Here is a 23713-nt window from a genome sequence, read left to right as displayed (position 1 = left end):
GTATTTTAGCAATCGGTGAGATCTGTTTTCACAAAGTTTCTTCTTTTTCTCCTGCGGTATGCGAAAAAGCGCCCCGGCAATTGCCGCAGGCGCTTCTCTTCTGTCGTTATTCTATTGATGATGTCGAAATATCTCTGATATCTACAACTGTTCAGAGCACCTGAAAATCTGCTCAGCTCTGAACAGTTACAAACTGACTGTTATACAGATTCGCATAGAAACCGCCTGCTGCCAGCAGTTCTTTGTGGTTCCCCTGCTCGATAATACTTCCGTCTTTCATAACCAGAATCACATCTGCCTCTCGGATCGTTGAGAGTCTGTGTGCTACAATAAAGCTGGTACGTCCCTTCATCATTTTTGCAAATGCAGACTGAATCTTCATTTCCGTACGTGTATCAATGGAAGATGTTGCTTCATCCAGAATCAGCATCATTGGCAGACACAGCATGGCTCTCGCAATACACAACAGCTGTCTCTGTCCGGCTGACAGATTACCGCCGCCACCTGTGATCATGGTGTCATATCCCTTCGGAAGTCTGCGGATAAAGGAATCTGCATGAGCTGCCTTCGCTGCCTCTATAACCTCTTCCTCCGTGGCATCTGGTTTGCCATAAGCGATATTCTCCCGAACTGTTCCGGTGCAGAGCCAGGTATCCTGAAGCACCATCCCATATCTTCCCCTCAGATCATGTCTTGTCATATCCCGGATATCTGCGCCATCTACACGGATCTCACCGGAATCCACATCATAGAATCTCATCAGCAGATTGATGATCGTTGTCTTACCACACCCGGTCGGCCCGACAATCGCCACACGCTCACCAGAATTCACCTTCAGATTCAGATCTTTGATCAGTGGTCTGTCCGGCACATACCGGAATGCTACGTGGTCAAGTTCCACCTCACCTTTACACTCCGGGCTGATTGCCGGATCTTTTTCCGACACTTGATCTGCCTCTTCCAGAATATCAAAAATACGTTCCGCACAGGAAATCGCATTCTGCAACTCTGTTACCACACTGCTGATCTCATTAAATGGCTTCGCATACTGACTGGCATAATTCAGGAACACGCTCAACTGCCCGATGGTAATACCGCCGGATACTGTAAAAAATGCTCCAATCAATGTAATCACCGCATACACGATATTATTCACCAGACGGGTACTGGGATTGGTCAGGCTGGAAAAGAATGTTGCCTTCATCGCCACCTGTTGTAATTTATCATTTACCTCATCGAATTCTGCAAGTTTCTCCTCTTCCAGACCAAATGCTTTGACTACACGCTGTCCTTCTACCAGCTCATTGATCATGGCAGTCTGCTCACCACGGATTGCCGCCTGTGCCTCAAAAAACTTATGAGTTGCGGAAGCAATAAATCTTGCAACCAGGATAGACAGCGGCGTCAATATCAATACCGTCAGTGCAATCAGTGTATTCAGATACAGCATAATTCCAAGAATCGCTACAATCGTGATCACTCCGGAAAATAACTGGGTAAATCCCATCAGCAGACCGTCCGCAAAGGTATCCACATCCGCTACCATACGGCTGACCAGATCTCCGGTCGGATGATTATCCAGATAAGCAAGTGGCAGACGATGCATTTTCCTGCTGACCTTATCACGCATATCTCTGCACACCCGGTACGTAACCCGGTTATTAAATGCCGCCATAATATACTGCGCTGCTGCCGCGATCACAGCTACCACTCCAAGGATGAGCAGATAATGATCACGGTCGCCATGCGACGCTGCTCCTTCTGCAAAGGTATCGATCACATTCCCCGTAAACACCGGGATCAGCAGACTCGCCGTTACGCTGAGCAGTGCACACAGCAGGCTGCACAGCACATATAACTTATAAGGGCGGATCAGAAATAATATCTTTTTCCATGTACGTTTTTCTTTCATGATCTCGCCTCCGTTTTCTTTTCAAACTGACTTTCATAAATCTCCCGGTATACCTGACAAGATGCAAGCAGTTCTTCGTGAGTGCCAATACCTGCCATCTGTCCGTCATCCAGTACCAGAATCTGATCTGCATGAGCGATCGTTCCTGCACGCTGACTGACGATAAACACGGTTGTTTCTTCCGGCAATGTTTTTAATGCTTTCCGAAGTGCCGCATCGGTCGCGTAATCCAGCGCTGATGAGCTGTCATCTAATATCAGGATATCCGCCTGGGCGATCAACGCTCTTGCAATGGTAAGACGCTGTTTCTGTCCGCCGGAGAAATTAGCGCCGCCCTGTTCTACCGGCTCATCCAGTCCACCAGCCTTTCCGCGGACCACTTCAGCTGCCTGGGCAATCTCCAATGCTCTCCACATCTCATCCTCTGTAGCATCCGCTTTTCCCATTAGAAGATTACTTCGGATTGTCCCGGTAAACAGCTGTGCCTTCTGAGGCACGATTGCCACCTTCTCCCGCAACGCCTCCTGACTCCAGTTCTGGATCGGCTCACCGTTCAAATAGACATTCCCCTTCGCCGCATCATAAAATCGCAGGATCAACTGCACCAGCGAAGATTTACCACTTCCCGTACCTCCGATGATTCCGATCGTCTGTCCTTTCTTTGCCGTAAATGTAATATCCGTCAGAGAGTCTGCTCCCGCACCTGCATAGCGCATATCTACATGATCAAACCGAACTGCCTCTGCTGTCTCAGTTCCTTTTGCATTTCCATCAAAGGTCATTGAACTTTCCATATCCAATACCTGACCGACACGCCCCATACTTGCAAGTGACTTGCTGATGATAACGATCAGGTTGGCAAGCTTCACAAGTTCCACCAGAATCTGATTAATATAGTTGATCAGTGCAATGATGTCTCCGGAAAAGAGCACACCCCCCTCTACCATATCGGAACCAAACCAAAGAACAGCAATGATAACTGCATTAATTGTCACATAAGTCAGTGGATTCATGATTGCCGACATATCTCCCACATGAATCTGCGCGTGCAGCAGCTTACTGTTGCGTTCTGCAAAGTTCGTAATCTGCGTCTCTTCTCTTCCAAATGCACGAATCACACGTACACCTGTCAGATCTTCCCTTGTCGCCTCGGTGATCTTATCCAGCTTTTGCTGCGTACGTCTATATAACGGAGCCGTCAGCTTCATTACACCAAACACGATAATAAACAGTACCACAATCGCTGCAACAAACAGCAATGCCATCTTCGCATTGATCGTAAATGCCATGATCATCGCGCCGAATACAATGAATGGACTCCTCATAAACAGACGCAGCGTCATATTCAGTCCATTCTGCACCTGATTCACATCACTGGTCATACGTGTGATCAGTGTTGCCGCTCCTGTCTGATCAAATTCTGTAAGGCTGAGACTCTGGATCTTGTCCAGCAGTTCATGCCGAAGTCCTGCGGATGTTCCCGTTGCCGCTCTCGCTGCAAAATACTGTGCGGTAAAGCTACAGGTAAGTCCAAGCAGTGCCATCACAAGCAGTAATCCGAAATGTGTCAGTATATAATGTGTATCCCTGCCCGCAATTCCCACATCGATCAGATCTGCCACGATCAGTGGCACGATCAAGTCAAAGCATGCTTCCAGCATCTTAAACAGCGGCGCAAGTATACTTTCTTTTTTGTATTTTTTCAAATACGGTATCAGATATTTCACGTTCTCATTCTCCTGTTGTCCCGTAACTGTTCCATACAGTTACCTGCATTTTACATTCTATAACTTTATAACATTTCCAGTATATTACAGATCGCCTTGAACTTCAAATATTACTACTTTATATTGCCCTGAAAATTGTATTCCAAACCACGTTTAACAACTGAAAAAATGGGAGAAACTACCTATGATATTATTGACACAATTCAAGGAGGAACCATTTATGGATTACAACATGTTCTGTTATCAATGTCAGGAAACTGCCGGAGGCTCCGGCTGTACACGCGTCGGTGTCTGCGGCAAACGGCCTTCCGTATCGAATCTGCAGGATCTCTTAGTGTATGTCACAAAAGGACTATCCGCAGTTACAACCAGACTCCGTGAGGAAGGAATGCCAGTCTCCGGTAATGTCAACCATCTTGTTACATTCAATCTGTTTGTGACAATCACCAATGCCAATTTCGACGAAGACTTCATTACTGATCGCATCATTAAAACTCTCGAACAGACGCAGCTTCTTCTACGTCAGTTAAAGGATACTTCTGATCTTCCGGACGCTTCGACCTGGTATGGGGCTGTCGATACCTTTACCGAAAAAGCTGTAGAATCTGGCATCTTATCCAGTGATGATGACGATATCAACTCGCTTCGGGCTCTGATTACGTACGGACTCAAAGGATTATCCGCTTACACAAAGCACGCCAACGCCCTGCTTCAGGACAGTGAAAAACTGGATGCATTTATCCAACGGGCATTAGCCGATACCTTAGATGATGAACTGACTGTTCCTGAGCTTGTAGATCTGACTCTGGAAGTCGGCAGACACGGTGTCGAGGGAATGGCACTCCTGGACAAAGCTAACACCGACGCTTACGGGAATCCTGAAATTACCAACGTCCGGATTGATGTTGGAACACGCCCGGGCATTCTGGTATCTGGTCACGACCTGCGGGATCTGGAAATGCTCTTAGAGCAATCAAAAGACAGTGGCATCGACATTTATACCCACTCCGAAATGCTTCCTGCCAACTACTATCCCGCCTTCAAGAAATACAATCATTTCTATGGCAATTACGGCGGTTCCTGGTGGAAACAAAAAGAAGAATTTGAAGCATTCCGCGGTCCGATTCTCATGACCACCAACTGTCTCGTTCCGCCAAATTCCAGTTATCAGGACCGTATCTACAACACTGGTCCTGTGGGCTATCCTGGCTGCCATTACATTCTGGGCGGAATCGGAGAAGAGAAAGATTTCTCGGAGATCATCGAGCACGCAAAAAAATGCCCACCTCCGGAGCAACTGGAAAGCGGCACGATCGTCGGCGGTTTCGCCCATGCACAGGTCTTCGCACTCGCTGACCAGATCGTCGAAGCTGTCCGCTCTGGTGCCATCCGCAAATTCGTTGTCATGGCTGGCTGCGACGGACGCTTTAACAGCCGCGAATACTATACGGAATTTGCCAAAGCACTCCCGAACGATACTGTCATCCTGACCGCCGGCTGCGCCAAATACCGCTACAACAAATTAGATCTCGGCGATATTAACGGTATCCCACGTGTACTGGATGCCGGACAGTGTAACGACTCTTATTCCATTGCCGTCATCGCGCTGAAATTGCAGGAGTTGTTCGGTCTGGATGATATTAATGAGCTTCCGGTCATTTACAATATTGCCTGGTATGAACAGAAAGCTGTATTGGTGCTGCTGGCGCTGTTGTCTCTCGGAATCAAGAATATCCATCTCGGTCCGACACTGCCAGCATTCTTAAGCCTAAATGTTACCAAAGTGCTGGTTGAGAACTTTGGAATCGCAGGAATTACTACCGTAGAAGAAGATATGAATCTGTTTTTCGGTAATTAACCATGCAAAAAACGGATGTGCAAAAATCTACTTTGATTTTACACATCCGTTTTATTTATCTGTTCATCTTTACACTTACTTTTTTCCCTGAAAATGCAATTCCAAACTTCAATATATCTTTCATCCCATCGTTCTTCATATCAGCATCATATCTTTTACGATCAATCTGATCCAACGCTTCATCTGCAAGCACATCCAAAGATTCTATATCCATGTCTTTCTGCCATTTAAGTTCCATGATAATTCCCGGATATCTCGCTTCTCTCGGAAACATACTGATATCATATCTTCCATCTCCGGATTCCCGGTTCGATGTTATCTTATACTGATTATCCATCAATGCGATCAGTCCCAATACCAGACCGTGATAGAATCCTTCTGCCCCGGCATCATAAAAACTGATGGATTTATCCATGTACTCACCAATTGCCTTTTGAAGCTTACTGTGATCGTTTGTAAAAAGACTTTCCGCGATCTTATTGGCTGTGGTTCTTGTAATCGCTCCGATCTGCAGCAAATGTGACAGAATCTCCGTCTTATAGACTGCTGCGATCTCTCTGTTAGGGATTGATACCTCACACAGATACGAACCGTCCATCTGCAGTTCCTTTTTGGGTGTCTTCAAGTATCCAGCTACTAACAGCAGGCTGTAAATATTAGCCGGATCTTCTGCGATCGATCTGTAGACTACATTCTGGTCAATCCTCGCAACTACTTTTTCGCCTTGCAGAAGTGAATATAATTTCTCGGTTATATCGTCTGTGGCAATCTTTAACACGTCTTCCAGAATCTCATTCTTCCCAGTGTTCACCCAGTATGCCTGCGGTATACATCCTCTGGAAATATAATTAATGACTGACCACGGATTGTAGATATCTTCCTTACCAAATAAATATCCGTCATACCATTCACGAAGTTCCTTTTTCTTCTCAGGCACTTTATAATATTCCAGCATCGCCTGTACTTCCGTTTCAGTAAAGCCAAAATAATTATCATATTCCTCGTCCATCACAGAATTAACCGTCAAATTATTAAGGCCGCTGAAAATACTTTCCTGTGCTATCCGAAGGATGCCCGTCAGAAAGCCATACGAAAGATTCTTATTATCCTTAAATGCTCCCGAGAAGAAATTGCGCATGAATCCTATAATCTCTTCATAGAAATCCTTAGAATACCCCTCCTGAATCGGTGTGTCATATTCATCAATAATAATGATCGGTGCTCTGTCATAATAAGTACAAAGCATCTTTGACAATCTTTCCAGGGACGTTGTAAGCTCCACTTCACCCGCAGTTCCACTAAGTATCTTCTGAAAATATTCTTTTTCATATTCCACAAGTCTGTCACTGGTGATCAGTTCTTGATGTCTCCCATATTCTTCCTGCAAGAGACCACGGATCTTATCAAGCGTTGCTTCCCATGTGTCAAACTTCACATCCTTAAATGTAAGAAATATAACCGGATACTTTCCCTGATGCGCGCGATATTCCGCACCACATCTCCATATCTTTTTATCCACGAAATATTTCGCTGTATTCTCCTCTGAGATCTCAAAAAATACTCGGAGCATATCCATATTCAGGGTCTTGCCAAATCTCCTTGGTCGTGTGAATAATGACACTAACGGCTTCTGATCCAGAAATTCCTTAATCAGCAATGTCTTATCAACATAGTAATATTCTGATTGCGCACGCACATAATCCGAGATACCGATAGGAAGCGGCTTTATCTCTCCCTGCACTTCTCTTTTTATATACTTTCCTGAAATGACTCTTTTATCTACAGGTCTGCTTGCATCATCCGGTATCTTCCAGACACCTTTTTCCTTCATCACACCTGGTATCTTCCCAGTCTTGCACATGTTATTCACGGAACGGTCTGAAATCCCCCATTCCATTGCTTTCTCTTTACAGGTTTTCATGTCGGGCACCTCCCCACGTTTATATCGATAAGTATATTACTTTCTTCGAATATTATACTCCGCAATCCGCAAAATATCAATTTATTTTGATATTTTGCGGATTATAATATGTTTTTTGCAGAACAAAGAATGTGCCTTGGCACATTCTCGCGCCTGCGGCGGTCGCTTGCGACATCTACCTTATCTGCCGCAGTGCGCATCCTCGCGGAGCGGTTTTTACTTTACAGGAAAGCAATTTCCTGTAAAGCAAAAACGCCCCGGCTATTGCCGGGACGCCTGTCCTACATATCATATATCTCTTATACGAATGCTTTTACTTTCTCATAAATGCTGTCTGCATCTAAGCCATATTTCTTAACCAGTTCCGCTGCCGGACCAGACTCGCCGAATACATCGTTGATTCCGATTCTAAGCTGCTTTGTAGGCGCTTTCTCAGTAAGAACTTCTGCTACTGCTCCGCCAAGTCCACCGATTACAGAGTGCTCTTCTGCTGTAACAACCTTACCGGTCTTCTGAGCTGATGCAACGATCAGATCAGCATCGATAGGTTTGATTGTGTGGATGTTGATTACTTCTGCATCAATTCCATCTGCTGCAAGCTTCTCAGCTGCTTCCAGACAGTTAGCTACCAGGATACCTGTTGCGATGATTGTAACGTCTTTACCTTCTCTGAGGGTAACTCCTTTACCAATCTCGAACTTGTAATCCGGCTTGTCATTGATTACCGGAACTGCTGCACGACCAAATCTCATGTAAACAGGTCCCTCATATTCATATGCTGCAAATACAGCTGCTCTTGCCTCAACATCATCTGATGGGCAGATAACTGTCATTCCCGGAATTGTTCTCATAAGAGCAATATCCTCATTGCACTGATGTGTAGCACCGTCTTCACCTACTGTAATACCAGCATGTGTAGCACCGATCTTAACATTCAGGTGTGGATATCCGATGGAATTACGTACCTGCTCAAATGCACGTCCTGCTGCGAACATTGCAAATGTACTTGCAAATGGTACTTTACCTGTAGTAGCAAGTCCTGCTGCCACACCCATCATATTAGCCTCTGCGATACCACAGTCGATATGACGCTCCGGGAAAGCTTTCATAAATACAGCTGTCTTAGTAGCGCCGGCAAGGTCAGCGTCCAGTACTACAACGTCTGCATGCTCTTTACCAAGTTCTGCTAATGCATTACCGTAACTTTCTCTTGTTGCAATCTTCTTTACTTCTGACATATCGCTTCACCTACTTTCTTCAAATCTTCCATAGCAATAGCATACTGCTCATCGTTCGGAGCTGAGCCATGCCATTTAGCCTGATTCTCCATAAAGGATACGCCCTTACCTTTTACAGTCTTGGCGATAATTGCTGTCGGCTGTCCTTTTGTCTCTCTTGCTTCCTTAAATGCAGCAGCAAGCTGATCAAAGTCATGTCCGTCTACATTAATCACATGGAAGTTGAATGCTTCAAACTTCTTATCGATCGGATATGGAGAATTAACCTTTGTAATCTCTCCATCGATCTGCAGGTTATTATTATCAACGATCACTACCAGGTTGTCCAGTTTCTTATGAGCTGCAAGCATAGATGCCTCCCATACCTGTCCTTCCTGAATCTCTCCATCTCCAAGGAGTGTGTATACACGATAGTCCTCTCCAGAGAGCTTAGCTGAAAGAGCCATACCAACTGCAACTGAGATCCCCTGTCCCAGAGAACCTGAAGACATATCTACACCTGGAGTATGCTGCATACATGGGTGTCCCTGCAGGTAAGATCCTACATGACGGAATGTCTTAAGATCTTCTACCGGAAAATATCCTCTCTGTGCCAGTACAGAATAGTAACCTGGAGTTGTGTGTCCTTTGGACAATACAAAACGGTCTCTGTCTGCCTTCTTAGGATCTTTTGGATCTACATTCATTTCTTCAAAATACAGATATGTGTAAATATCTGCTGCTGATAATGAACCACCCGGATGTCCGGATTTTGCGCTATGTACGGCCTCAATGATGCCTTTGCGTACTTCATTAGCAGTCTTCATCAATTCAACTTTGTTCATGAAAATTGCCTCCTATTATGTTTGCTTCCTTCTTAGTAACCCAAGTATTTTTATTATATCCACAAAAATAATATCGGTCAATAGATGTTCCAAAATTGCCACATTTTATGCAAATGTTCAGAACACATTTGCGTTTTATTTCACTTAGAGTTCTGTTCTGCCTTCCAGCGCGCGAAGCAATGTCACTTCATCAATATACTCCAGATCGCCTCCGACCGGCACCCCACTCGCGATCCTGCTGACCTTGATCCCGGTCGGCTTGATCAGCTTACTGATATACATCGCTGTTGTCTCGCCTTCCAGGCTGGAATTAGTCGCAATGATCACTTCGTTCACATCTCCCTGCAGACGCTGCATCAGTTCCTTCAACTTAATATCTCCGGGACCGATACCGAGCATCGGCGAGATAGCTCCGTGAAGCACATGATAGACTCCTTCGTATTTGCCCGTCTTTTCATAAGCCGCCAGATCTCTGGTCGTCTCTACTACCATAATGGTCTTATGATCACGCTTGCTGTTGCGACAGATCGGGCAGAGTTCCTGATCCGTAAGTGTGTAACAGCAGCTGCAATATCTTACATTCTCTCTGGCGTCAACCATAGAATCTGCAAGCTCTTTCACTTGCTCTTTAGGCATATGGATCAGGTGAAATGCCAGACGCTGCGCAGACTTCGGACCAATGCCCGGAAGTCTGGACAGTTCTTCGATCAGTTTCGAAATCTGACTACTATAATAATCCATAATTAGAACATTCCCGGCATATTCATGCCGCCTGTCAGCTTAGACATACTTCCTGCTGCAGCCTGATCTACCTGTGTCAACGCTTCATTGACAGCAGCTACGATCAGATCTTCTAACATCTCAACATCATCCGGATCTACTACTTCTTCGTCAAGCTTTACAGAAAGAAGCTGCTTTTTGCCAGATACCTTCACCTCTACCGCACCGCCTCCGGCTGTAGCCGTGTACTCTTTCGCTTCCATTTCTTTTGCCTGTTCTTCCATCTGGCGCTGCATCTTCTGCGCCTGTTTCATAAGATTTGCCATATTTCCAGGCATTGCTCCGCCTGGGAATCCACCACGTTTTGCCATGGTCTGTATCCTCCTTTAATCTCTGTTAGTCTTCAATGGTAATATCCATGTGAACCATTTTTTGTATATCCACAAAACTATCTTCAAAATGTCTGCCTTCTTCCACGTGGCGGACATCTATCTCCATAGTCTTGCCGATTTTTTCTTCAATGAGATGTATGATCTCTTCCTTGTGCTCCGGCTTGGCCACGAATCCGGCACTTACTTCATCCGGCAACACGATCAGCAGCCTGTCATTCTCACCTGCGCTGAGTCTTGCCTGTTTCAGATACTGCTTCAGCATCATCGACGCATTATCTGCGATACTGCGGAAGTTCTTTGCCACATTCCGAATATCTTCGGATAATGCCTTCGGAAGCTCCGGCTTCGGTCCGGCCGGCTTCTCTTCCACTGCTTCCCGGTACACAACCCGCTCTGTCTGCGGCGCAGAAAGTCCTTTTTCCACTTCTGCTTCCAATGCCCTTATTCTGGATAATAATGCATCTGGTCCACTCTCCATCTGCGGTCTGCACAGCTTGATAAATGTTACTTCCAACAGCACTCTCTTTTGCGATGAAAACTTCAACTGATTCGTCAGATCCGAGAAAATGCGGATGTAGCGGATCAATTCATCCATCTCGATTAATTCCGCCTCTTCCTTCATCCTTGCCAGATTCTCTGTCGAAACATCCAGCACATCTTCCATATTCTCCGAACTCTTCAACAACAGAAGATTACGCAGATACCAGGTAAAATCAGCCGCAAGCTGCGACAGCTCCCGTCCCTGCATGATCAGCTCATCCAGTGTCTCAATCACGCCTTTTACATCTCTCGCCACAAGCTCTTTAAAAATGCGGCTGAACACATCCACATCTACCGCGCCAAGCACTTCCAGTACCCGGTCATAGGTCAGACGCTCTCCGATATAAAACGCCACACACTGATCCAGCAGACTCAGTGCATCACGCATGCCTCCGTCTGCCATTCTGGCAATGTAGCGGACTGCTTTGTCTTCTACATCCAGACCTTCCTTCTCAATCAGTTCGTTCAATCTGTCACAGATGGTTTCAATCGAAATTCTCTTAAAATCATATCGCTGACACCGGCTCAGAATTGTAACCGGAATCTTATGTGCCTCTGTAGTCGCAAGTATAAAAATAACATACTCCGGCGGTTCTTCCAGTGTCTTCAGCAACGCATTGAACGCTCCCGCCGACAGCATATGCACCTCATCGATAATATAAACCTTATATCGGCCTTCCGTCGGACGATATGCTACCTCTTCACGGATCTCTCGGATATTATCCACGCCGTTATTAGACGCCGCATCGATCTCGATCACATTCATCGATGTGCCTGCTGCGATTGCCTTACACATCTCGCATTCTCCGCACGGACTTCCGTCCACCGGATGTTCACAGTTCACCGCTTTGGCAAATATCTTGGCAACCGTCGTCTTGCCGGTACCTCTTGTTCCACAGAACAGATATGCATGGCTGATCCTGCCTGTCCTGATCTGATTCTTTAATGTCTTAACAACCGCATCCTGTCCCTTCACATCCTCGAATTCAGTTGGTCGGAACTTGCGGTATAATGCTGTATAACCCATGTATCTAACTCCCTGTTGTAACCGTTCTGCTCCCCTGCACACATTCGCAAAACCGCACAATTTCGTGCTTTCTCGCTGCTTCGCAGCTAATTTTGCTCATGTGTGTTTGGGAACTCTATTCGAGTTCCCCTGAAATATGAAAAGCGGCTTCTTACCTGCAAGCACGACGCACCAGCTTTTCATATTTCAAAGGGGAGCTGAATCAGTTACTCCTTAATTTATAACATTTTATCAATGTCTGCCAAAAGCAAATCTATTATAGCATACCCCCCGGAATTGTGCTACAATAAACGATAGCGAGAATGGTAAAGGAGATGGATATATCCATGGATAGATTAGATATTAAGCTTTGGAATCTTGCATCCAAAGGACAGATCGTACCGGACAGAAGTTTACTCAAGACACCGGAACAGATCGCTGAGATCAGAAAGAGTGCAGATCTGAACACTGCTGTTCTTGATCACGTAGCAGCACACATCAAAGCAGGCATGTCAACTGCCGAGATTGATAAATTAGTATATGACTTTACAACCGAGCACGGTGGCATTCCGGCTCCACTGAACTATGAAGGATTTCCGAAGAGCGTATGCACTTCTATTAACAACGTAATCTGCCATGGTATTCCAAGCGAAGATGAGATTCTTCAGGATGGCGATATCATCAATGTAGATGTTTCCACTATATTAAATGGCTATTATTCTGATGCATCACGCATGTTCGCTATCGGCAATCTTGACGAACGCAGTGAGAAGATTATGCGTGTCACAAAAGAATGCGTAGAATTGGGATTAAAAGCAGCTAAGCCTTGGGGTCACCTGGGAGATATTGCTCATGCAATCAATTCCCATGCACAGGCGAATGGCTATTCTGTAGTAGAAGAGATCGGCGGACATGGTATCGGACTGGAATTCCACGAAGAACCTTTCGTCAGCTACGTTACCAAGAAAGGCACTGAGATGGTACTGGTACCGGGCATGATGTTCACCATCGAGCCGATGATCAACGAAGGTACACCAGAGTTCTTCGTAGATGAAGACAATGGCTGGACTGTATATACCTTGGATGACGGTTTATCCGCACAGATTGAATACATGGTACTGGTAACCGAAAAAGGTGTAGAAGTACTGACCAAATAAATGACATTTAAAAGGCAGCCCAATGGGCTGCCTTTTTATCAGTATTCCATATTCTTAAGCACTAACACCGAGTACGCTCCCAGATTCACAACAACTTCTCCATCCTGGATCAGATATTCTTCGTGTTCTGTCGTATACCCATTTTCATAGCTGTAGATCAATCTCCGCATACTGCCTTTCTGCGGCAATTCTGCCTGCCACACCGGGATACACACCTGCTGCAGTTCATCACTGTTATTCACCACTGTAACGATCTGCGCCTGGTCATCAAATCTGGCATACGCCAACACATTATCTCCAGCCAGCAGCAATTTGATTGATCCAATGCGAAGTGTCGGATACTTACGGTGGATTGCGATCATGTCTCTGTGAAACGCGATCATCTCCTGATCTTCATGTCCCCACGGATAGGTCCTTCTGCTATCCGGATCAGTAAATCCACACACACCGGCTTCATCGCCATAATATACGGTCGGCGCACCCACCCAGGTCATCTGGATCGCAACTGCTTCCCGCATAACCGCCGGGTTCACATTCTGCTCAGCATCTTCCGGCCGGAAAACTCCGATTCGTCCCACCACATGATTGGTTCTGGTAAGGAATCTGGAATGATCGTGATTAGACAATTCATTCATAGCCACCTGCATGGACGAGTTCAGATAACTTGCCATGTTGTGCGCTACTGAATGACTGAAGGCATATCCATTGCCTCTAAGGTCAGCACGTTCTTCATCACTGTGCTTCTCCATCCCGGTCAGAAACCAGGTCACCGGCTCCATAAATGCATCGTAATTCATAACCGAATCCCACTCTTCACCATCCAGCCATTCTGCCGGATCGCCATAATGTTCCGCAAGAATCAGCGCATCAGGATTCGCTTCCTTTACTGTCTTACGAAACTTCTTCCAGAATTCATGGTTATATTCGTTGCTGTGTCCCAGGTCTGATGCCACATCCAGTCTCCAGCCATCTACACTATATGGCTCAGATACCCATTTTCTGGCAATATGCAGAATATACTTTTCCAAAGCTTCAGAATGTTCATAGTCTAATTTCGGCAGTGTATCATGTCCCCACCATCCGTCATAATTACCATTATACGGCCACTGTTCCGGACCTGCACCCCGGAAATCAAAGAATGTATGATATGGACTGTCCGCAGACACATAAGCACCCGGCTGATAACCGTCCTTCCCTTCGTAAATTTGTTCTCTGTCCATCCATTTATTAAAAGAACCACAATGATTAAACACGCCGTCCAGAATCACCTTCATACCTCTGCGATGAATCTCTGCCACTAACTGCGCAAAGAATTCATTGCTTGCTTCCAGATTTTCCCAGTTAGTTACACGGCTCTGGTAGCGGGTTGCGTGTCTGTTATCCAGATCACCTTCCGCCAGCACATCACCTGCGTCCTCCCTGATCACTCCAAAATGCGGATCAATATAATCATAATCCTGTATATCATATTTGTGATTAGACGGAGAGACAAAAAGCGGATTAAAATAAATAACTTCTACTCCCAGATCCTGCAGATAGTCCAGCTTATCCCAGACTCCCTGCAGATCACCTCCATAAAAATTACGTACATCCATAGCTTCCGGATAATGATTCCAGTCATCGACCTTTCTTACTGGCTCGTGAATATAGGAATATTCCCGTTCCAGCACATCATTGGACGGATCACCGTTACAGAATCGGTCTGTAAAGATCTGATACATAACGGCACCTTTCGCCCAGTTCGGCGTTGTAAATCCCGGAGTAATCCGAAAGTCATACATCTCAATCCACTTATCAGTTACGCCAAAACGATTAAAATATACCACTTCATCTCCGGAAGTCACCCGAAAAGAATACTTCATCATATCCGTTCCGAGCTTCCAGCTGATCCGGTAATAGTCGAATACAGACCCCGTATCTGTCTTCTTCATTTCATAATAGTTGCCGTCCGTATACAGTTCCACACAGTCCACATCCGATGCCGCAGTACGGAAGAGCAGATCTATCGTCTCTTCCTCATTCGGCTCCGGGGGAATAACGTAGCTTCCTGTTCCGTCACAAAATAATGCATCTCTGTTCATAACATCTCTCGCCACACAATTCTAATCTTCTGATATCTCCACACCTTCAAACAGGGCTTCAAATTCTTCTCTTGTAATCTTCTCTTTTTCTATAAGAAGCTTCGCACATGCATCCAGTTCATCATGATACTTACGGATAATGTACTGTCCACGCTGATAACAGGTATCGATAATACTTCGGATCTCTCTGTCAATCTCACCAGCCACTTCTTCACCGTAACCTCTGCCAGTATGTGCCAGATCACGTCCGATAAATACTTCATCACCGTCATTATCGTAATTGATCAGGTCAAGCTTCTCAGACATACCAAACTTCGTCACCATAGATTTGGCTGTTGCGGTCGCCTGTTTAATATCCTGTGATGCGCCAGTTGTAATGTCTCCAAAGATTTCTTCTTCTGCGATACGTCCTCCAAGTGCAACTGTAATATCCTGAAGCATACTGCCCCGTGTCTCAAACATATTATCCTGATCCGGCAGCGGCATCGTATAGCCAGCCGCACCCATTCCCGTAGGAATAATGGATACGCTGTACACCGGTCCCACATCCGGCAGCACGTGGAACAGGATCGCATGCCCTGCTTCATGATATGCAGTAATCTTCTTTTCTTTCTCAGAGATTACTTTACTCTTCTTCTCCGCTCCAATACCCACTTTGACAAATGCCTGGCGGATATCTGCCTGACGGATATACATGCGATTCTCTTTTGCTGCTGTAATCGCAGCTTCATTCATCAAATTCTCCAGGTCCGCTCCGGTAAATCCTGCTGTCGTCTGTGCGATCTGCGTCAGATCCACATCATCACCAAGCGGCTTGCCCTTGGCATGCACCTTCAGGATCTCTTCTCTTCCCTTTACATCCGGACGTCCAACGCCCACTTTACGGTCAAATCTTCCCGGACGCAGAATTGCAGGATCCAGAATATCCACACGGTTAGTCGCAGACATTACGATAATACCTTCGTTCACACCGAATCCGTCCATCTCCACCAGCAACTGATTCAGTGTCTGTTCACGCTCATCATGTCCGCCGCCCATACCGGTACCACGTCGTCTTGCCACCGCATCAATCTCATCGATGAAAATAATACAAGGTGCATTCTTCTTGGCTTCTTCAAACAGATCTCTCACTCGTGAAGCACCGACACCGACAAACATTTCCACAAAATCAGATCCGGAAATGCTGAAGAACGGTACCCCCGCCTCACCTGCGACTGCTTTGGCAAGAAGCGTCTTACCTGTTCCCGGAGGTCCTACTAACAGGACACCCTTTGGGATACGTGCTCCCACCTGGATATATTTCTTCGGATTCTTTAAGAAATCTACGATCTCTTCCAATTCTTCTTTTTCTTCCTGAAGTCCTGCAACATTTTCAAATGTCACACTTTTTCCGCCTGTATGAAGCTTTGCTCTGCTTCTGCCGAAATTCATTGCTTTATTATTGGCTCCATTCTGACGGTTCATCATGTAGAACAACAACAGAATACCACCAATCATAATGACCGATGGAAGCAGAGATGTCACCATCCAGTTCTCTTCCGGCACATCCTCCAACTGATATTCCACATTCTGTTCATCCAGATAATTACAGATTTCTTTGACATCTGCTACATTTAACTGCCATTCATTACCGGAATCATCACCTTTTTTGTTCAATTCTACATGTCCGGTCGGAACATCCCGGTTCTGCACGACCGTCACATCCACTGCATTGCCCTCTTCCACCAGAGAACGGAATTCGCTGTAACTCAGTTCCCGCTCCTTCTGTTCTATCTGATTGGTAAACCAGAGCGCACCAAAGAGGATCACAATCAACATCAGAAATGTGATGCCACCCGCTCCACGTCTTTTATTATTCTCCAAATCTGTATATTCCTCCTACTCTACACCTTCCACAACACCAATAAACGGAAGATTTCTATATTTCTGTGCATAATCCAGACCATATCCTACTACAAATTCGTCCGGAATGTTAAATCCTGTGTAATCTACATCCACCATCTTGACACGTCTGTCCGGCTTATCCAACAGTGTGCACAGACGCATGCTCGCCGGCTTTCTCTCCTGTAATACTTTCATCAGGTAAGACAATGTTCTTCCTGAATCAATGATATCCTCTACGATCAGTACATCTTTGCCTTCCAGCGGTTCATCCAGATCCTTTGCAATTCGTACCACACCGCTCGACTTTGTATCATCACCATAGCTTGATACGCTCATAAAGTCCATGCTGACTGGAACGGTAATTCTCTTTGCCAGTTCACACATAAAAAATACTCCGCCCTTCAGCACACATATCAGATGCACTTCTTTCCCTGCATAATCTTTACTGATCTGCTCGCCGAGTTCTCTGATTCTTTTATCTACTTCTTCTTCAGATACTAATACTTTAATATGCTCTGCCATCTTCTTTTCCTCCGTAATCTTCTACTTGAATCTCCAGGATCCTCTTTGTATGTTCTGTCACCTGGTATTTCTGATTCTGTCTGTATCCTATGATCCACAGAATCTCCTGTCCCACTGCGATCAGCGGTATCTGGTCTCGCTGCCCCTTTGGAATCTTTGCATTGATCAGATAATTCTTCAGCTTCTGCGTATGTCCCTGCGCATCAATCTGCAGATAATCTCCCGATCTGCGTCCCCGTAAGACAACGTTACTCTGTATTATATCATAATCAAACCATTTCGTGTAGAGTCGTTCCTCAAATGCATCCGGGATTTTTTCGCAGGTAAATACCCGCAAGTGCACTCCTTCCTCCGTCTGACGGTCAAATGCCTCCTTGCCAGATCTACAGAGCAGCACTTCTGACAACTTTCCCTCGCATTCTTTTACTCCATTTTTTCCATTTCCCCATCGTTCCATTTCTGACTTCTTTTTTCGGATCCATATCGTATCATATTCTCGCACGGCTTCCAGTCCATATGGGAGCATCACACGCCTTCCACTCTGTCTGTCGCAGAGTTCTGCCACATTTCTCACATGAACCGACTCAATATCCTTCTCTCTTCCTGCCGCTGCTGCGATCACCCGACGAATCAGATAGGGATGCAGTGCCTTGTCCTCTTCCTGAAATGGTTTCAGTGCGATCTGATATCCTATATCCGAATCTTTCACACATGCATTCCACAGCTTATCCGTCTGTCGGTCCAGATAGCCTGCTGCCTGTTCCATCTGCTCTGCATATTCCTGCATATGCTCGACCGTTTTCCGGTTCACATGACTCTCCAGATATGGAATCACATGATTCCTGATACGGTTGCGGGTATATGCATCCTCCAGATTCGTACTGTCTGTCTGATATTCTATATGCTGTTTCCGGAGATATTCCTCAATCTCACTTCTGCGCACAGCAAGAAGCGGTCGGATATAGTTGCCATTGACCGGTCGGATTCCTGCCATTCCTTTCATACCGGTGCCTCGTGCCAGGTTCAAGAGCATCGTTTCAGCATTATCATCCATATGATGAGCAAGTGCAATCTTCGTGCCGTTATAAGCATCCATTGCCTGACGATACGCTGCCCGGCGCACCTCACGTCCGGCTTCTTCCTCCGACAGTTTATACTGTTCTGCATAGGCTTTTACATCTTCCCGCACACACAGGAGCGGAATATCCATTTTTTCACAGAGATTCCGTACAAACATTTCATCTGCATCCGCATCCTTACCCCGCAGACAGTGATTCACATGCACCACTGCCAGTCCAAAGTCCCATTCTTTTTTCAGCTTTTCCAGAAGCAGAAGAAGGCATACCGAGTCAGCTCCTCCGGATACGCCTGCAATTACCACATCTTCTCTTTCTATCATGCTATATCTGCGTATATACGTTTTTATCTTCTCATACATAGCTTTCCCTTTCCATAACAGCATTATTTTATCATGCTTATATGGAAAAATATAGGATAACCTCTGATTCCGCTACATTTCCCAGATTCCGATCACTATGACCGTCATATCATCTATCGGCAATTCCCCGGTACTCTCCAGTACTCGTTCCAGCACATGATGCGCCATTTCTTTCGGATTCTGACTGCTCAGTTCGCACAGATATCTGCCAATCTGTGCTTCCTGTTCTCCCACCGGCAGCGCATCCATTACGCCATCTGTGACCATGACCACAAAGTCTCCGTCCGATAATTTTCTGGTCACGCAGTCAATCTCTATATTCTGCATCACTCCCACAGGCAGAGTAGTCGAAGTAATCTTCTCCACCTCTCCACCATGACGGATAAATGTCGTCGATGCCCCCGCCTTTAAGAATTCGCAGCTTCCCTCATAGAGATTGAACACACACATGTCCACCGTCGAGAAATACACTTCCTCCCGTCCCATAACCAGTGCAGTATTCAAAAGCTGAATTGCCATTTTCTCCGGGAATCCTGCCACCAGCAGTTCCTCCGCCATTTCTACCACCATAGCGCTCTCCCGAAATGCTTCTTCCCCGGATCCCATTCCATCCGATAACATCACGCTCTCCCTGCCGCCGGGCAGATACGTCATCAGAAATGTATCCCCTGAGATCTGCTCGCAGCCTTTTCCGATCTTTGCCACTCCCTGCAGGGTATGATATCTTGCCGCTTCCCGCAGAATAATAGTTGTGTATTCTTCCCAGATAATGGGCTGTTCTCTCGCTTCCGGATACATGGATCTGCCCACGCAATTGCTGACTATTTTCGCCATTTCTTTCGTAGCCACACAGTGTCCTTTTGCCGCTTTCAGCGTAAGATGCACCTCACACTTTCCCGCTTTTGTCATATAAAACACACTGCTGATTACCCGTATCCCGACCTTTTTCAGTTGATTGACAATCTTCTTTTCCAACCGTTCGTCCGAATAAATCCCGGCTCCCAGCTCCCGCGCTGCCTGACTGATCGTATCCGCAAATGAGATCAGCGACCTGGCACAGCCTTCCCGATTCTGCACGATCCGGTTATTCCACAGAAGCTTTTGTTTGGCATCTCCAAAGACCTCCAGCGTCTCTCTTAGAAACCTTGGCGCACGATCACATTTTTTCTGCAGTTTCCGTTTTATCTCCACATTCAGTTCCGCGCCAAACTCTTCTGCCGTACACAGAATCTCACAGACCATCTGGCAGGTCTGAATGCGGTTCTCACACAGACACCAGTTCCGCTTTTCGCAATTCGTACAGACACGCTCCGACACTCGCCGGAACATCTCCTCAATCTCATCTTTCGTGAAACTCCCTTTATAATCCTCCAAATACAAGAACGTCTCTGACAGATGCTTCAGAGACTCTGCAAAACGATCCATCTGTATAATGTATGGATTGGAAAATAATTCCCGGTCCTTCACATACTCCATACCATTTCTCCTTTTCTGCCAAAAAAGAGAATGTGCTTTCACACATTCTCTTTTGCCTGATTCTTTATTCTTTTATCATTTCTTTTTAAATATGATCTCGTTCTCATGCACAAGATTCAATTTATCTTTAGCAGTCTGTTCAATGTACTCGTCTGTACCTACATACTCTTCTAAGCTGTCAATCTCTTTGGATCTTTCTTCCTCTGCGTCAATCTGCTCCTGCAGCTCCTGTTCCTGTGCAATGTATGCCTTATTCTTTGCCCGCAGTGATATACTGCTGACGGTAACAACAGCTACCAGCAAAAGCAATACTCCGCTGACTGCCAATACGCTTGCCTTATGTCTGCGAAGCCGGTTCTTCTTCCGCCTCGCCTGACTCTTTTGTTTAATCTTATTCATTTATATACTCACCCTGTTCCGATACCCCTATCGGATTACCCCTTATCATAATGTTATATTTATCTTATCTTTTTTTATAGTCGATTTCAATAGTTTTCAGGGAATTCTTTTTCTTTTTTTGACGTATCTGTTTACCCTGTTTCGGATCCTTTTTTCTACTGTATAAAATACAGCAGCTCCCACAATAATTCCAACCACAAAATACCACCGGATCACGCCATTACTCACATGATAAATCTGTTCAAACAGATACCATGCCATACAGATCCAATATACCGCATCTTCCACATTTACCAATATTCTGGAATGTCGGAATACCTTCCTCAGGTTCCTGATACATACATATGCACATACCATCGTCATCCCACTGAGTACCGCTGTCGCCAAACCTCTTAATTCGGTTCCAAGCTCCTGCATCCCGACCACCTAACGGAACAGCTTACCAAACAGAGACTCTTCATTTTTCCCTCTGCTGCCAGCCTCCGAATACGCCACACTGTCAATATTCCCCGACAGATCTACTTCGCCTTTTTCCAGATTCAGGCGGTTCACGTGCAGATCCATTCCTTTTACCATCAGCATCCCCTGTTCCGTCTCTAACAGCACCTCATTTAGATCAAATGACAATACATCCAGCACCCCTGTCACCAGACTTGTCTGCCGGTTGTTGATCACCAGCTTGTGCGGACCACGTACCTGCTTCTCTTCCATATTCTTCACAACCTTTCCCCTTCTCACTCTGCCTTATCGTTGTCCTGTAAATAAGGTTATGAACAGCTGCGAAGATTTATTACTGTTTATTCATTCGTCGGCAGTAACATCTGACTTACAGATAACGGAACAGATCCTTTGCCTCTTCCTTCTTTGTCGTATCACGGATATCAAGTACTTCAGCTTTTACCGTCTTTGTGCCAAATTGAATTTCAATAATATCTCCCGCCTTTACCTTTGCAGACGCCTTGGCAACTGCTCCGTTTACCAGAACTCTTCCTGCATCACAGGCTTCATTAGCCACGGTTCTTCTCTTGATCAACCGGGATACCTTTAAAAATTTGTCCAGTCTCATATCATTCTCCTCATTTATTGACTCGCCACACTAATCGAGCAGGCTGACACCTGCTCGACGCGATACAAAAAGGCACCGGGAAAATCCCGATGCCATCATATACACATTCTTCAAAACACTATTAAGCGTTAACAGCATCCTTCAGAGCCTTACCAGCTTTGAACTTAGGAGCCTTGCAAGCACTGATCTTCATTGTCTCACCTGTCTGAGGATTTCTTCCCTCTCTTGCGGATCTTTCAGAAACTTCGAAAGTACCAAATCCAACTAACTGAATCTTCTCACCTTTTTTCAATTCTTCTGCTACTACATCTACAAATGCTTTCAAAGCTTTTTCTGAATCTTTTTTTGACAGCTCAGCTCTCTCTGCGATTGCTGCTACTAATTCTGTTTTATTCATGTATATTTCCTCCTCTTGTCTCTTGGCATCATTATGCTCTAGTCTTATTATACAGTTTTCCATATCCTTGTCAAGGAAATAAAGTCTGAAATCCCTTATTTCATGGGATTTATCGAGGTTTTCCACTACCTGTGAAAACCAAATATTTCTTCCAGTAGTTTTTCCTTTTCTTTCATTTGTGATACAGACATCTGGAACTTTTCTACATTCTTTACAGATGTCCATGCTTTGTTGGATTTGTAATATGATCCTGCAATCTTCCAGAATTTTTCCGGATAAATAAACCGGGCTTTCAGATATTCCATTTCCCGGTCAGTTACCGGACAGATTGCACTATATGCATTCATCATATGATCAAATAATCTCGCGTCCCATTCATGCTTTTCCATCGTCTTCCTTAGAAAATAATAAAAATCCTCCATCTGCACATGAATACGGAATTTTTCAAAATTCGTTGTCGCGATTCCGTCTGTGCAGATCAGAATATTGTGATAATTATATTCTCCGTGAACCATTACCCTCTCGCGCAGACTGTCTTGATACAGTTCCTCACATCGGGATTCAAGCAGTACCTCCATAGCAATTTCTGCCCACTGATACAAGCCCTCATATTCCTGAAGAAACCGGAGTTCGAACTCATCCTTCGTCCTGCGGCTGCGCACAAAGCTTCTCACCTTCCGCAGCTCTCTGTTATGACGTTCATATATCTGTTTCAGACTTTCGTCCTGCATGGTCACACCATCTGTTGGTTCACGCATTAAAAGATGAAGTCTTGCAAGATTCTTTGCTCCCATCATAAGTTCTCTGGTCCTTCTGGCATCACATTCCCTGGCTGAGAACCACCGCTTCACAAGATAGCGTCCGCCTTCTTCTGAGACGGTGACCAGTCCGCCTTCCACATTCGGCTTCAACTGATCAATTCCCCGATATCCGGCTGCAATCAACATTTCCCCTAATTTATATAATGCGTCTGCCCGCTTTTCGGATATTCCTGCCTCTTTAAGCAGGAACAATCCCTCCTCTGCCTCGCAAAAAAATGCACCCCTGACTCTCCGGGTGCTTTTCACATTCAAAGCATAGCGATCCAGTATTTTCAGTTCATATTCCTGCATAACAATCCCCCCGCACCTCACAATCCATTCTTTTCAATGTATG

General features: G+C 45.4%; 21 protein-coding genes. 2 read left to right on the top strand and 19 right to left on the bottom strand.

Going from position 1 to position 23713, the window contains the following annotated elements; translation table 11 throughout:
• Positions 1-172: 172 nt before the first annotated feature.
• Together DWZ93_RS07565 and DWZ93_RS07560 are read right to left on the bottom strand one after the other, a co-directional pair.
• On the bottom strand, positions 173-1912 hold the full coding sequence (locus tag DWZ93_RS07565) for an ABC transporter ATP-binding protein (protein WP_118452459.1): 1740 nt from the start codon (positions 1910-1912) through the stop codon (positions 173-175).
• Positions 1909-3639, bottom strand: coding sequence for an ABC transporter ATP-binding protein (locus DWZ93_RS07560; RefSeq protein ID WP_118452458.1), 1731 nt, complete (start codon positions 3637-3639; stop codon positions 1909-1911). The genes DWZ93_RS07565 and DWZ93_RS07560 overlap by 4 nt, the downstream gene beginning before the upstream one ends.
• 220 nt (positions 3640-3859) lie before the next feature.
• Here DWZ93_RS07560 and hcp point away from each other — a divergent pair, with 220 nt between their 5' ends.
• Positions 3860-5497 (top strand): hydroxylamine reductase, encoded by a 1638-nt coding sequence (hcp, locus tag DWZ93_RS07555; protein ID WP_118452457.1) that lies wholly within the window; start codon positions 3860-3862, stop codon positions 5495-5497.
• A 55-nt stretch (positions 5498-5552) separates the two neighbouring features.
• On the opposite strand, the gene DWZ93_RS07550 is transcribed toward hcp, so the two are convergent.
• From DWZ93_RS07550 to dnaX, 6 genes are all read right to left on the bottom strand, one after another.
• Entirely contained in the window at positions 5553-7418 is a 1866-nt protein-coding gene (locus DWZ93_RS07550) for an AAA family ATPase (protein ID WP_118452456.1), read from the bottom strand.
• Positions 7419-7717: 299 nt separating this feature from the next.
• Complete coding sequence (locus DWZ93_RS07545; protein ID WP_118452455.1) at positions 7718-8656, bottom strand: transketolase family protein; 939 nt, start codon at positions 8654-8656, stop codon at positions 7718-7720.
• Complete coding sequence (locus tag DWZ93_RS07540) at positions 8644-9480, bottom strand: transketolase (RefSeq protein WP_118383097.1); 837 nt, start codon at positions 9478-9480, stop codon at positions 8644-8646. The genes DWZ93_RS07545 and DWZ93_RS07540 overlap by 13 nt, the downstream gene beginning before the upstream one ends.
• Before the next feature lie 144 nt (positions 9481-9624).
• A complete protein-coding gene (gene recR / locus DWZ93_RS07535) occupies positions 9625-10221 on the bottom strand; it encodes a recombination mediator RecR (protein ID WP_118383098.1) in 597 nt (198 codons plus the stop codon).
• A gap of 2 nt (positions 10222-10223) precedes the next feature.
• Positions 10224-10571 (bottom strand): YbaB/EbfC family nucleoid-associated protein, encoded by a 348-nt coding sequence (locus tag DWZ93_RS07530; RefSeq protein ID WP_118383099.1) that lies wholly within the window; start codon positions 10569-10571, stop codon positions 10224-10226.
• Positions 10572-10596: 25 nt separating this feature from the next.
• On the bottom strand, positions 10597-12159 hold the full coding sequence (gene dnaX / locus DWZ93_RS07525) for a DNA polymerase III subunit gamma/tau (protein ID WP_118383100.1): 1563 nt from the start codon (positions 12157-12159) through the stop codon (positions 10597-10599).
• Between the two features lie 326 nt (positions 12160-12485).
• Here dnaX and map point away from each other — a divergent pair, with 326 nt between their 5' ends.
• A complete protein-coding gene (map, locus tag DWZ93_RS07520) occupies positions 12486-13295 on the top strand; it encodes a type I methionyl aminopeptidase (RefSeq protein ID WP_118383101.1) in 810 nt (269 codons plus the stop codon).
• 38 nt (positions 13296-13333) lie between these two features.
• Here the strand turns inward: map and DWZ93_RS07515 are convergent, their stop codons facing one another.
• The 11 genes from DWZ93_RS07515 to DWZ93_RS07465 form a co-directional block, all read right to left on the bottom strand.
• Positions 13334-15376, bottom strand: a complete 2043-nt coding sequence (locus DWZ93_RS07515) for an alpha-glycosidase (protein WP_118452454.1) — start codon at positions 15374-15376, stop codon at positions 13334-13336.
• A 21-nt stretch (positions 15377-15397) separates the two neighbouring features.
• Positions 15398-17239 carry an ATP-dependent zinc metalloprotease FtsH gene (ftsH, locus tag DWZ93_RS07510; RefSeq protein ID WP_118452453.1) on the bottom strand — a complete coding sequence of 614 codons (1842 nt, stop codon included), beginning with the start codon at positions 17237-17239 and terminating at the stop codon, positions 15398-15400.
• Positions 17240-17254: 15 nt separating this feature from the next.
• The gene (hpt, locus tag DWZ93_RS07505) at positions 17255-17782 is read right to left on the bottom strand and encodes a hypoxanthine phosphoribosyltransferase (RefSeq protein WP_118452452.1); all 528 of its coding nucleotides are present in this window, start codon (positions 17780-17782) and stop codon (positions 17255-17257) included.
• Positions 17766-19181, bottom strand: coding sequence for a tRNA lysidine(34) synthetase TilS (gene tilS / locus DWZ93_RS07500; protein WP_243061191.1), 1416 nt, complete (start codon positions 19179-19181; stop codon positions 17766-17768). Before tilS ends, hpt begins: the two co-directional genes overlap by 17 nt.
• A gap of 111 nt (positions 19182-19292) precedes the next feature.
• The gene (locus tag DWZ93_RS07495; RefSeq protein WP_118452450.1) at positions 19293-20696 is read right to left on the bottom strand and encodes a SpoIIE family protein phosphatase; all 1404 of its coding nucleotides are present in this window, start codon (positions 20694-20696) and stop codon (positions 19293-19295) included.
• Positions 20697-20771: 75 nt separating this feature from the next.
• Positions 20772-21095, bottom strand: coding sequence for a septum formation initiator family protein (locus DWZ93_RS07490; protein ID WP_118452449.1), 324 nt, complete (start codon positions 21093-21095; stop codon positions 20772-20774).
• A 96-nt stretch (positions 21096-21191) separates the two neighbouring features.
• Complete coding sequence (gene yabQ, locus DWZ93_RS07485; protein WP_118383105.1) at positions 21192-21512, bottom strand: spore cortex biosynthesis protein YabQ; 321 nt, start codon at positions 21510-21512, stop codon at positions 21192-21194.
• 9 nt (positions 21513-21521) lie between these two features.
• On the bottom strand, positions 21522-21806 hold the full coding sequence (yabP, locus tag DWZ93_RS07480; RefSeq protein ID WP_118383153.1) for a sporulation protein YabP: 285 nt from the start codon (positions 21804-21806) through the stop codon (positions 21522-21524).
• Positions 21807-21921: 115 nt separating this feature from the next.
• The gene (locus DWZ93_RS07475) at positions 21922-22161 is read right to left on the bottom strand and encodes an RNA-binding S4 domain-containing protein (protein ID WP_118452448.1); all 240 of its coding nucleotides are present in this window, start codon (positions 22159-22161) and stop codon (positions 21922-21924) included.
• A 121-nt stretch (positions 22162-22282) separates the two neighbouring features.
• Complete coding sequence (locus DWZ93_RS07470) at positions 22283-22558, bottom strand: HU family DNA-binding protein (RefSeq protein ID WP_118383107.1); 276 nt, start codon at positions 22556-22558, stop codon at positions 22283-22285.
• Between the two features lie 125 nt (positions 22559-22683).
• Positions 22684-23670 carry a MarR family transcriptional regulator gene (locus DWZ93_RS07465; protein ID WP_118452447.1) on the bottom strand — a complete coding sequence of 329 codons (987 nt, stop codon included), beginning with the start codon at positions 23668-23670 and terminating at the stop codon, positions 22684-22686.
• Positions 23671-23713 lie beyond the last annotated feature (43 nt).

Origin of the sequence: Dorea sp. AF36-15AT (genome assembly GCF_003477705.1) — a bacterium.
Classification (GTDB): domain Bacteria; phylum Bacillota; class Clostridia; order Lachnospirales; family Lachnospiraceae; genus Claveliimonas; species Claveliimonas ammoniilytica.
Note: the sequence above shows the minus strand (reverse complement) of the source record. Positions and strands in the feature narration are given on the sequence as shown.

What these genes read in the sequence shown, in the direction of transcription:
- DWZ93_RS07515 (WP_118452454.1), bottom strand. Translation starts at nt 15,376, where the DNA reads ATGAACAGAGATGCATTATTTTGTGACGGAACAGGAAGCTACGTTATT.
- map (WP_118383101.1), top strand. Translation starts at nt 12,486, where the DNA reads ATGGATAGATTAGATATTAAGCTTTGGAATCTTGCATCCAAAGGACAG.
- DWZ93_RS07490 (WP_118452449.1), bottom strand. Translation starts at nt 21,095, where the DNA reads ATGAATAAGATTAAACAAAAGAGTCAGGCGAGGCGGAAGAAGAACCGG.
- DWZ93_RS07530 (WP_118383099.1), bottom strand. Translation starts at nt 10,571, where the DNA reads ATGGCAAAACGTGGTGGATTCCCAGGCGGAGCAATGCCTGGAAATATG.
- DWZ93_RS07550 (WP_118452456.1), bottom strand. Translation starts at nt 7,418, where the DNA reads ATGAAAACCTGTAAAGAGAAAGCAATGGAATGGGGGATTTCAGACCGT.
- tilS (WP_243061191.1), bottom strand. Translation starts at nt 19,181, where the DNA reads ATGATAGAAAGAGAAGATGTGGTAATTGCAGGCGTATCCGGAGGAGCT.
- yabQ (WP_118383105.1), bottom strand. Translation starts at nt 21,512, where the DNA reads ATGCAGGAGCTTGGAACCGAATTAAGAGGTTTGGCGACAGCGGTACTC.
- DWZ93_RS07540 (WP_118383097.1), bottom strand. Translation starts at nt 9,480, where the DNA reads ATGAACAAAGTTGAATTGATGAAGACTGCTAATGAAGTACGCAAAGGC.
- DWZ93_RS07495 (WP_118452450.1), bottom strand. Translation starts at nt 20,696, where the DNA reads ATGGAGTATGTGAAGGACCGGGAATTATTTTCCAATCCATACATTATA.
- DWZ93_RS07545 (WP_118452455.1), bottom strand. Translation starts at nt 8,656, where the DNA reads ATGTCAGAAGTAAAGAAGATTGCAACAAGAGAAAGTTACGGTAATGCA.
- DWZ93_RS07465 (WP_118452447.1), bottom strand. Translation starts at nt 23,670, where the DNA reads ATGCAGGAATATGAACTGAAAATACTGGATCGCTATGCTTTGAATGTG.
- hpt (WP_118452452.1), bottom strand. Translation starts at nt 17,782, where the DNA reads ATGGCAGAGCATATTAAAGTATTAGTATCTGAAGAAGAAGTAGATAAA.
- yabP (WP_118383153.1), bottom strand. Translation starts at nt 21,806, where the DNA reads ATGGAAGAGAAGCAGGTACGTGGTCCGCACAAGCTGGTGATCAACAAC.
- DWZ93_RS07470 (WP_118383107.1), bottom strand. Translation starts at nt 22,558, where the DNA reads ATGAATAAAACAGAATTAGTAGCAGCAATCGCAGAGAGAGCTGAGCTG.
- dnaX (WP_118383100.1), bottom strand. Translation starts at nt 12,159, where the DNA reads ATGGGTTATACAGCATTATACCGCAAGTTCCGACCAACTGAATTCGAG.
- recR (WP_118383098.1), bottom strand. Translation starts at nt 10,221, where the DNA reads ATGGATTATTATAGTAGTCAGATTTCGAAACTGATCGAAGAACTGTCC.
- hcp (WP_118452457.1), top strand. Translation starts at nt 3,860, where the DNA reads ATGGATTACAACATGTTCTGTTATCAATGTCAGGAAACTGCCGGAGGC.
- DWZ93_RS07475 (WP_118452448.1), bottom strand. Translation starts at nt 22,161, where the DNA reads ATGAGACTGGACAAATTTTTAAAGGTATCCCGGTTGATCAAGAGAAGA.
- DWZ93_RS07565 (WP_118452459.1), bottom strand. Translation starts at nt 1,912, where the DNA reads ATGAAAGAAAAACGTACATGGAAAAAGATATTATTTCTGATCCGCCCT.